Origin of the sequence: Cysteiniphilum marinum (assembly GCF_014857925.1) — a bacterium.
GTDB classification, from domain to species: domain Bacteria; phylum Pseudomonadota; class Gammaproteobacteria; order Francisellales; family Francisellaceae; genus Caedibacter; species Caedibacter marinus.
In genome coordinates this window covers 1-9552 of the sequence record NZ_JACYVZ010000053.1, presented here as the reverse complement: position 1 = coordinate 9552, position 9552 = coordinate 1, and the positions used below count along the sequence as shown (strand labels likewise).

9 protein-coding genes are annotated in these 9552 nt (G+C 39.3%); 5 read left to right on the top strand and 4 right to left on the bottom strand.

Annotated elements, in window-relative coordinates; genetic code table 11:
- Positions 1–657 precede the first annotated feature (657 nt).
- Together glpK and IE867_RS13610 are read left to right on the top strand one after the other, a co-directional pair.
- Positions 658–2151, top strand: coding sequence for a glycerol kinase GlpK (glpK, locus tag IE867_RS13615; RefSeq protein WP_192485261.1), 1494 nt, complete (start codon positions 658–660; stop codon positions 2149–2151).
- Positions 2151–3068, top strand: coding sequence for a Dyp-type peroxidase (locus IE867_RS13610; RefSeq protein WP_225630075.1), 918 nt, complete (start codon positions 2151–2153; stop codon positions 3066–3068). Before glpK ends, IE867_RS13610 begins: the two co-directional genes overlap by 1 nt.
- On the opposite strand, the gene IE867_RS13605 is transcribed toward IE867_RS13610, so the two are convergent.
- Both IE867_RS13605 and IE867_RS13600 read right to left on the bottom strand, forming a co-directional pair.
- The gene (locus IE867_RS13605; protein WP_192485260.1) at positions 3065–4327 is read right to left on the bottom strand and encodes an aminotransferase class I/II-fold pyridoxal phosphate-dependent enzyme; all 1263 of its coding nucleotides are present in this window, start codon (positions 4325–4327) and stop codon (positions 3065–3067) included. The two genes, IE867_RS13610 and IE867_RS13605, sit on opposite strands and share 4 nt — an antisense overlap.
- Before the next feature lie 3 nt (positions 4328–4330).
- Positions 4331–4843, bottom strand: a complete 513-nt coding sequence (locus IE867_RS13600) for a RipA family octameric membrane protein (RefSeq protein ID WP_117003111.1) — start codon at positions 4841–4843, stop codon at positions 4331–4333.
- A 257-nt stretch (positions 4844–5100) separates the two neighbouring features.
- On the opposite strand from IE867_RS13600, the gene IE867_RS13595 reads away from it, so the two are divergent.
- From IE867_RS13595 to IE867_RS13585, 3 genes are read left to right on the top strand one after another with little or no spacing between them, the layout of a single operon-like run.
- On the top strand, positions 5101–5625 hold the full coding sequence (locus IE867_RS13595) for a single-stranded DNA-binding protein (protein ID WP_192485259.1): 525 nt from the start codon (positions 5101–5103) through the stop codon (positions 5623–5625).
- Between the two features lie 17 nt (positions 5626–5642).
- On the top strand, positions 5643–6245 hold the full coding sequence (locus IE867_RS13590) for a M15 family metallopeptidase (protein ID WP_192485258.1): 603 nt from the start codon (positions 5643–5645) through the stop codon (positions 6243–6245).
- Positions 6246–6263: 18 nt separating this feature from the next.
- Positions 6264–6992 (top strand): ester cyclase, encoded by a 729-nt coding sequence (locus IE867_RS13585; protein WP_192485257.1) that lies wholly within the window; start codon positions 6264–6266, stop codon positions 6990–6992.
- On the opposite strand, the gene IE867_RS13580 is transcribed toward IE867_RS13585, so the two are convergent.
- Positions 6993–7748 carry a class I SAM-dependent methyltransferase gene (locus IE867_RS13580; protein ID WP_192485256.1) on the bottom strand — a complete coding sequence of 252 codons (756 nt, stop codon included), beginning with the start codon at positions 7746–7748 and terminating at the stop codon, positions 6993–6995.
- Positions 7749–7947: 199 nt separating this feature from the next.
- Entirely contained in the window at positions 7948–9345 is a 1398-nt protein-coding gene (locus IE867_RS13575) for an MFS transporter (RefSeq protein WP_192485255.1), read from the bottom strand.
- Positions 9346–9552: the final 207 nt, after the last annotated feature.

The window sequence follows — 9552 nt, the reverse complement described above, 5'->3', positions numbered from 1 at the left end:
AACGATTTAGCGCTGATGATAGTGTGGCATTCGCCATGTGAAAGTAAGACATTGCCAAGCATATTATTCCACCTGAGCTTTTCAAAAATACTTCCTTGTATTTTTATCAAAGCCAGCCATTAGCTTATCCGTAGCAAATGGCGTTCAGCGGCAAATAGCGATGCTATTTGTATTCCCGCTTCACCATTCCGAACTCAGAAGTGAAAACAGTTAGCGTCGATGATAGTGTATTTATCAAAAATACGTCCTGTATTTTTTCAAATCGGCCACTTGCTAATCCGTTACAAGTGGCGTTCGACGGCAAATAGTTGGCACTATTTGGTTGTTCCGTCTTACCATTCGCCATGTGAAAGTAGAACATCATCAGGTTTTTTATTTAGAAAGGCACCTATTCGGTGCCTTTTTGCTTTGTGGTATACGATTTATAGTAAAACCTTCCGTGGTGATCATTCCGGACTTTGAATCAACGCTCGGGAGAAAGTATCCGCTGGCTTCAAAGTCGTTAAAAGCAGTGCTTTTAACCCATTCCGAACTGACGAAGTGAAACTGAATAACGCCGATGATAGTGTATTTATCAAAAATACTTCGTTTATATTTGTATCGTAGCGGCTATAGCGTATATGATGTTGGCGGAGCTAATGATAAGGAGACGTATTCATGTCGCAATATATTCTAACACTCGATCAAGGTACAACGAGTTCACGTGCGATTATTTTTAACCAAAAAGGTCAAGTGGTTGAAATGGCACAACAAGAGTTCAGACAAATTTATCCAAAACCGAGCTGGGTCGAACATGACCCTAAGGAAATCTGGAGTACGCAGGCTGCAGTTGCTGCTACTGCAATCACTAAAGCGGGCATTAATGGTAAAAACATTGCTGCTATTGGCATTACTAATCAGCGTGAAACAACGATTGTTTGGGAACGCGACACGGGTAAGCCGATTTATAATGCAATTGTATGGCAGGACAGACGCACAGCGGATTTTTGTAATAAATTAAAAGCTGAAGGTCATGCTAAAATGATCCAAGAAAAGACAGGTCTTGTGATTGATGCCTATTTCAGTGCCTCTAAGATCAAGTGGATTCTTGATCATGTTGATGGCGCGCGTGAAAAAGCCAAGCAAGGTAAGCTATGCTTTGGTACGGTGGATACTTGGCTTATGGCTAAGTTTACTAACTTACGTCTACATGCAACAGATGCAAGTAATGCAAGTCGCACGATGCTTTATAATATTCATACCAATCAATGGGATGATGATTTATTAAAGCTGTTTGATATTCCTAAGGAAATGATGCCTGAAGTGAAATCCTCAAGTGAAGTGTATTCGCAAACAGCAACTACTCTTTTTGCAACAAAAATTCCAATAGCCGGTGTAGCAGGAGACCAACAAGCAGCTCTATTTGGTCAAATGTGTACGGAACCAGGGATGTTAAAAACCACCTATGGTACCGGATGTTTTATGATGATGAATACAGGAGAGACCCCAGCAGTTTCAAACAATAATTTATTAACGACAATTGCTTGGCAACTTAATGGCAAAACAACCTATGCGCTAGAGGGAAGTGTCTTTATGGGTGGTGCGGTTATTCAGTGGCTAAGAGACGAGTTAGGTATTTTACAAAATGCCGCTGATAGTGAAAGGCTTGCATTGTCCGTTGCCGATAATGGTGGTGTTTATTTAGTACCTGCAATGGCAGGGCTGGGTGCACCGCATTGGGACCAATCAGCGCGTGGTTCGATCTTTGGTTTAACGCGTGGCAGCTCTAAAGCACATATTGCGCGTGCGGCACTAGAGAGCATTGCTTATCAGGTAGTGGATATTGTTAATTCACAAATATCAGATACCAATATTCCATTAACTGAAATGCGTGTTGATGGAGGCGCTGTGGCAAATAATTTCCTAATGCAATTTCAAGCGGATATGCTTAATGCCAAGGTTATTCGCCCACAAGTGTTAGAGACAACGGCATTAGGCGCTGCGTATTTAGCAGGTCTTGCTGTTGGTTATTGGTCGGATGTTAATGAGTTAAAATCGTTATGGTCTGTTGAAAAAGAGTTTACAAGCTCACTTAATAACGAACTACGCACACAATATACGAACTATTGGCACAAAGCCGTGACAAGAGCAAAAGGATGGAGTGAAGAGTAATGATGAAGATCCCAAAATATCAGCAAGGTATTTTAGAAAACTTACCGTCATCGGCAATTTATTTATTTTTTGTGTTAGAGGATAACAGCAAATTAAATGAGGTTATGCAAAGCTTGCGTCAGCTGATTGATGGTCAATCTACTGTGATTGGCTTAGGTGAAACGCTTATGCATAAAGCGGAGCTAGAAAGTAATTTCAAAGTATATACACCAACAGAAAAACAGCAAAAGCTTGCACCTAAAACACATTGCGATTTAGTACTTTGGTTGAGAGATGATGATCAAGGTATGTTGCTGCATAAGGCGCGTCAAATGATTGCTATTGCAAGTGATGCCTTTAAATGCACGGATATCTCACGTGCTTGCACTTATTTAACGTATGAGCAAGATGGTAAAATGGTTGATCATGATTTATCTGGCTTTGAGGATGGTACCGAGAACCCTAAAGATGATGAGCAATTTAATACCGCGATTGTTGTAAGTGATGATAAGAATTTGGATGGTTCCAGTTTTTGGGCTATTCAAAAGTGGCAACATGACTTTGCATGGCTTGATAAATCAAGTCAGCAAGCTAAGGAAGAGATTATTGGGCGAAGCTTGGATGATAACCGTGAATTTGAAGATAATAAACCGTTTGCTCATGTTAAACGCACAGCACAAGAGAGTTTTGATCCTGAAGCATTTATGTGGCGCCGATCAATGCCATGGATTAATGATCGACTTGAAGGGGGATTAATGTTCTCATGTTTTGCCACGAGCTTTTATCCTTTTGAAGCGCAGTTCTTACGTATGACAGGTGAAGAAGATGGTATTGTCGATGGCTTGTTTAAGTTCTCAAAGATATTATCAACTCAATTCTTATGGTGCCCACCTTTTGTTAAAGGTAAGTTGGTTCTGCCTAAGTTTATGGAGAATTAATTAGCTTCTAATGTCGCAATTTTGGTAACAACGGCTAACACTTCGGTCGCGATTTTAAGCTCAGAGACTGTTGGTAGAGAAGGGGCAATACGAATATTGCAATCTTGTGGGTCTTTGCCATAAGGATAAGTGGCACCTGCGTTAGTTAATTTAACACCTGCATCTTGTGCCATTTTGACAATTTTTTTGGCAAGTGCTGGTCGGCTATCAAAACTAATGAAATATCCGCCTTTAGGCTCATGCCACTGTGCAAATTGACCATTTGTGCCAAGCTCAGTACTCAGTACTTCGTTCACAATATCAAACTTAGGTTTTAAAATAGCTGCATGTTTTGCCATGTGTTGCATAAAAACATCTTTGTTTGGAAGAAGCTTTAAGTGGCGTAGCTGATTGATCTTATCATGACCAATGGTCTGTACTTTAAGCTGCGATACTAACCAGTCATAGTTACCTTTGTTAGCGGCAATGATAGCAATGCCAGCACCGGCATAAGTAATTTTTGAGGTAGAGGCAAACATGAATACACGATCGGCATTCCCAGCTTTGGTGCACTCGCTTAGAATATCAAGAATTTCCACTTGATCTTCTATGTCTAGGTGATGCACAGCATAGGCATTATCCCAGAAGATTCTAAAATCATTTGCTGCTGTTTTCATCGCAGCAAGACGCTTGATTGTATCGTTACTGTAGCTTTCGCCGGTTGGGTTGCTGTATTTAGGTACACACCACATGCCTTTGATACTGCTGTCATTAGCAACGAGTTTTTCTACTTGATTCATATCCGGACCATTGCCAGTTAAAGAGATATTGATCATCTCAATACCAAAAGACTCACAAATGGCAAAGTGACGATCATAACCAGGGGTTGGACACAAAAATTTGATTTTCCCTTGTTCAGACCAGCTTTTTGTCTGATTTGGCAGTTTATGAATGAGCGCTTTGATAATTGTGTCATACATCAAATTAAGTGATGAATTGCCGCCAACAATGATTTGATCGCTCGTAATGCCAAGGACATCGGCAAAAAGTGTTTTGATTGTGGGAAGTCCTGTAAGTAAGTCAGGTGGGCTGTAATTGCGATAATCAGGTGCAACAACGACATCTTGATGGTTTAAGTTATTGAGTAATTTATCGGATAGATTAAGTTGTTCAACACATGGCTTGCCACGTGTCATATCAAGCTTTAAACCCTGATCAATAAAAGATTGGTACCGTGTCTTTAGTTGGGCTAGTTCATCGTTGATTAAAGTCGTGGTCATTACTTATTTCCCCCAAGCAATCAAAAGATAGATATAGATGCCGATATATAGTAGGAAGAATACAAAGGGCATATAAGTTTCGATACGCTTAAGCGGCGTGAAAGAGCCTTTTTGTAATGCAGTAACACGCTCAGCGGAAAAAATGGGGCTAGAAGGTAGGCGTTTCTCAAGCGCACCAATGACTTGTTCTTTGATATTAACCGTATGGCGATAAAAACGTACAACACGCCACCAGCAATAGCAAATGGCTAATAAACCTAATAAAGGCAATACCAATAAGCCAAGTGATAACTCAGTGCTTGATCGACTAATGCCAAGCGCCATAATGCCAACGATGGCGATATTGGCAATAAGGAAAAACAGGTTGATTGACACACGACGAAAGCTTGCGCGATCTGCCATTTCAACGTAGATTTTATATTGTTCTATCAACAACGAATAATATTGTTCATTACTGAAATGATCTTGTTCTTCATTCCATAAATTATCCATGTTGATGTTATCATAACGACTCATGAATGATTAACTCCAATTTGTTATCAGTTTTACGTCACTCAGATTAGCAGATTTGCAAGCAATGGACTATGGCAAAATGGCGTATTGTGTAATAAAAAGTGATATGTCAGCTTCTTAAAAGAGCGCATGACATCAAGGTCTATGCGTTGATTAAGTTTGTCAATAATCTTACATGCTAAGCGTGTTAACGCTGCAATCATTGTGATACTATAGGTCGGTGAATTTCAGACTGAAAAATTAGAATAAAAAGGTGATTTATGGCTAAAGGTACAGTAAATAAGGTGATTTTGCTTGGGCGATTGGGTGCAGACCCTGAGGTACGTTATATGCCAAGTGGTATGTCAGTAGCAAATTTGCGATTAGCGACCAATGATGGCTATAAAGATCGTCAAACAGGACAGTTTGTCGAAAATACAGAATGGCATCGTGTGGTGGTATTTGGTAAGCAAGCGGAGACTATTGCGCAATACACACAAAAAGGATCATTGTTATATATTGAAGGGCGCATTCGCACCAATAAATGGCAAGATCAAAACGGACAAGAGCGTTATACAACAGAGATTGTTGCCAATGAAATGCAGTTAATGGGTGGGCGCAATGATGGACAAAATAATGGAAACCCTCAGCAAGGCTATTCGCAGCCACAATTTAACCAACCATCCGCGCAACCGCAGCAGCCTGCAGCTGGTACATACAATCAGGCGCCACAGCAAGCCAAGCCTCAAGCGCAACCAGATTTAAGCCAGCTGAATGACTTTGATGATGACGATATTCCTTTCTAATATTTAGTAGCGACCCTATGAATAGCGAGTTTATTGAGTTAGCCCAATCTGATCAAATGCGTTGGGACATTAAATATAGCTATGATGATAATATTGTAGGTAGACGCGTAGCAGGCTATTATGCCAATAAATGCCTGATGACAAAGACCTGTTACGCTGCGTTGCAGCAGGTGGCTCAAAGTGTGGCTAAGCATAATTTAAGTCTATTGATTTGGGATGCTTATCGCCCCGCTAAAGCCGTTGATGATTTTTGGCAATGGGCACAAGACACTCACGATAATCATACGCAGCGTCAGTATTATCCTAACTTAAGCAAAGCAGATTTATTTGGACAAGGCTATTTTAATAAAACATCAAACCATTGTAGCGGTAGTACGGTTGATCTGACATTGATTGATCAACAAGGTCAAACACTTGATATGGGTACGATCTTCGATTATATGGATCCTTTGTCACATCCTGATAATAGAGAAGCCTCAAAAGAAGCTATTACTAACCGAGCGTTATTACGTCAAGAGATGCTAAATGCTGGATTTGAGCCAATAGCAACGGAATGGTGGCATTTTAGATTGATTGACGAGCCATTTGCTAATCAAATGTTTGATTTTGATATTGTGTAATTAATAGTAGGAACAAGGATGTCGAAAAGTAATAACAAGGTTAATGAAACGAAAGAATTCCTAGATGCTCTGTTAATTGGACGCGATAACAATGCATTGGGCGAATTTCTAACGCCTGATTGTTTGGCCTTGACTGACTATGGCATTGCCTTTGGTCGTGATGAAATTGCGATGGATCTTTCTTTTTACTTTCAATCGATTGATGTGAGATCATTGGATTTCTTACAGCAAGCGCATTGTGCTGATACCACTGTATTACAGTTTTCTGAAAACTGTGAGCATATTGGTGAGTTTTGCGGTATAGAAACCACAGGTAAGAAGTTTGTTTTTAATGCTTCAATTATGTTGCGTTGGCAAGAGGATAAAATCAAAGAATATTCGTTATCACCTGATATGGCAGGTGTTTTTGCGCAGATCACCGATGGTAAAACAGCGGCGAAAACATTAGAAGCGTTAAACGAGTCAAATAGCCGTTGCTATGCAATGTTGGCAAAGTTGTATGTATTAATTAACGCGCAAGGACTTTACCTGACAAAGCAGCAAATTAAATGTTTGGCTTTGTATTTTGAGGGCTATAGTACGGTGGTTAGTGCCCGAATATTACAGTGCTCAGTTGGTACAGTGCGTACACATATTCGTAATATTCAGGAGTTGTATCGTAGCCATTTTTCAGGGAATATTGAAGCATGGTTTAAGAGCCATGGATTGTTTCAGAATATGCGCCGTTATGCGCGTTTGTTACGATAATTACAAGGGTTTGTGAAAGCTAATAAAGGCTGGGTGAATAATTAGTGAGTAATGATCATCATCGACATATTTACGCTTAGCATAATCCATAACATCTGCATTGAAGGGCTCAATCCCTTTTTGTAAAAGTTCTTGATACATCTCATAAGTGAAGCTGTCTTCTAGGATTGAAAAGCGGCAAATTTGATACATTTCATCGAGGGTCGTTGTGTTGTAAAAAGCATCAGTTATCTCAAGGCGATAGTTAATCCTATGTTTATTAGCAATTGCCTTAAGAAGTTTATAGCACTTATATTGTGGATTATAACTTATGCATTTTTCATAGTGCTCACCCTTGTTAGATGGCACAACAAACATCAGAACACCGCCTGGTGCGAGTGCTTTATATGCCTTTAGTGCAAAAGCATCCCAGTCTTTTTCATCGACGTGATAGAGTACATGAGAGCATAATATAAAGTTATATTGCTCAGTTAATTTAACTTCTTGGAAAGTTTGGTTGATCACGGTTAAGTTATCAATTGACTTTAATAGACTTGCGTAAGTAGGATTAGGTTCGATCGCTAGAGTGTTATTAAAGTGTGGTGAAATTTTTTTGGTGATTTTGCCCTCACCTGCACCGATATCTAAAAAGCGATTGCAGTTGATGGTAGGTAAAATTTCTTTGGTAATATGATCTATGATTTGCTTGGAATTATCATGTTTTTGCAAGATTTTATAAATATTAGCGTATTGTTCCGCTGTATGTATGGTTGCCATTATCGTACTCTTTGTATTTGGTTTGTTAGGATTATAGAATATGTACGAGCGGCCTTTAAAGCTTATAACCCCTTAAGCCTTAAAAGCGCTGTACAATCGGCCCCCACCGTAATACGGTTAGCATGTGGATAGATTGCTTATGCTACGGGGGTATTTTAAGTGCTATTGTTTTATAAGTGAATACCACAAAATTAAGGTATTAATGTGCTGTCCTCAAAAAGCGGTTAATGAGAAATGTAATGACGCCAAAGGCAAGGCAAATAATCGCAATATATAAAAATACATGGCTGTATGTTTGATTGCTCAATAATAAGTTTGTTTCTTTGTTATCAGTAATGGTCAGCATAGAGAGTTGACCTGAGACGGCAACGCCAAGACCACTTGCAAATTGCCAAGCGCCTAGCGCAAAGCCTCTGTTTTTCTCATTAATATATTCTCCAGCGGCAGCATTGCCATTGGGTTGTACGAGAATTTCACCTAGCCCCAAGAAGAAGAAAAATATAATAATCCAGAAAAAGGCAACCTGATGATCAGCGCCACTAAAATAGATAGCTAATGGAATACTGGCACCCGAAACCGCGGTGACAATGAGACCAATAAAGAACTTTTGATCAAAGGCATTGTGTTTAAGTTTGCGATACCAAAAGTAGCTTACGGCAATTGCGCAAATAAACATGCTGACATACCAAAATGTAATGACGGATCCAGCGGGGTATATAAAACCTAAAATATGCCGATTTAAATTGTACTCAGAAAAGAGAGTAATATTGGTTTGAGCTAGCGTTGCAATACTCCAGTAAGCGACATTAATCAAGCAAAACACAAGAAACTTTAGCACGCCTTTTTTCTGAGTAATGTTAGGAGCTTGTTTAACAAGATAGAAAAAATAGCCTACAAGCAGTATGCCGGCAATGTAAATAGTTAATGCAGCGGTGCTTGGTCGTTGAATAAGATAGTGCACAATGATAAATGTGACGATAAACACGAGTATGCTATAAATATATTTGTTGAGTGAAACTGAGCTATTAGATTTTGGGTATATATGTTGAAATAAAAGAAAAATCAATAAAGCAATGACGTTATAGACAGCGCCAATATAAAAGGCCGCTTGATAGCTTAAATAATCCGCAATAAATCCAGAGCTGAAAGTCGCAATCATGCCGCCGGTTGCTAAACTAATATAGGCAACCGTGAAATAATAGGATCGCCTAGTATTTTGCTCAGGAAAGCAGCTATTTAGTAGTTTCCAAATGCTTGGCAGGTAAAATGCGCCACCAATGGCAATACAACTTAAACTTGTTACAAGGAAAGGTTCACCAAATTGTGCTAAGGCAAAAAAGCCAAAAATACTAAAAAGCTGCCCAATAATCAGTGTGCGTTTTGCGTCTAAAAGCTTATCAGCAACAATACCAGCAATGAGTGGTAAGCAATAAAAAAGCGAAAAAAGTGCAGTATTGAGCATATATGCTTCACTCTCACCGACTTTGAGTGAGAGCGTTAAATATAGCACGGTTAAACTAAACATAATGCCTGTACTCATCGTTTGAAACAGAGTAATGAAAAACGTTAGTGTGACGGGTTTATTTTTAATTAACATGCAAAATCTCCTTATTTTCTCCCTTTGCGTGAAGTATCATGATACGCGAAACTCAAAACAAATCACTAGTAAATGGCCTGGTACTAAGGATCGTTCGCTGAGAGGTAAAGTTGCTTAAATTTCCTATTTTAAAATAGTATTTCATACTTTACACTTTTTCTGCTAGCATAGACTATCTGATTTGCCTGTAATGACCCACATATTTAC

Excerpts from the sequence above, each read along its gene's own strand:
- glpK (WP_192485261.1), top strand. The coding sequence starts at position 658 with ATGTCGCAATATATTCTAACACTCGATCAAGGTACAACGAGTTCACGT.
- IE867_RS13610 (WP_225630075.1), top strand. The coding sequence starts at position 2,151 with ATGATGAAGATCCCAAAATATCAGCAAGGTATTTTAGAAAACTTACCG.
- IE867_RS13605 (WP_192485260.1), bottom strand. The coding sequence starts at position 4,327 with ATGACCACGACTTTAATCAACGATGAACTAGCCCAACTAAAGACACGG.
- IE867_RS13600 (WP_117003111.1), bottom strand. The coding sequence starts at position 4,843 with ATGAGTCGTTATGATAACATCAACATGGATAATTTATGGAATGAAGAA.
- IE867_RS13595 (WP_192485259.1), top strand. The coding sequence starts at position 5,101 with ATGGCTAAAGGTACAGTAAATAAGGTGATTTTGCTTGGGCGATTGGGT.
- IE867_RS13590 (WP_192485258.1), top strand. The coding sequence starts at position 5,643 with ATGAATAGCGAGTTTATTGAGTTAGCCCAATCTGATCAAATGCGTTGG.
- IE867_RS13585 (WP_192485257.1), top strand. The coding sequence starts at position 6,264 with ATGTCGAAAAGTAATAACAAGGTTAATGAAACGAAAGAATTCCTAGAT.
- IE867_RS13580 (WP_192485256.1), bottom strand. The coding sequence starts at position 7,748 with ATGGCAACCATACATACAGCGGAACAATACGCTAATATTTATAAAATC.
- IE867_RS13575 (WP_192485255.1), bottom strand. The coding sequence starts at position 9,345 with ATGTTAATTAAAAATAAACCCGTCACACTAACGTTTTTCATTACTCTG.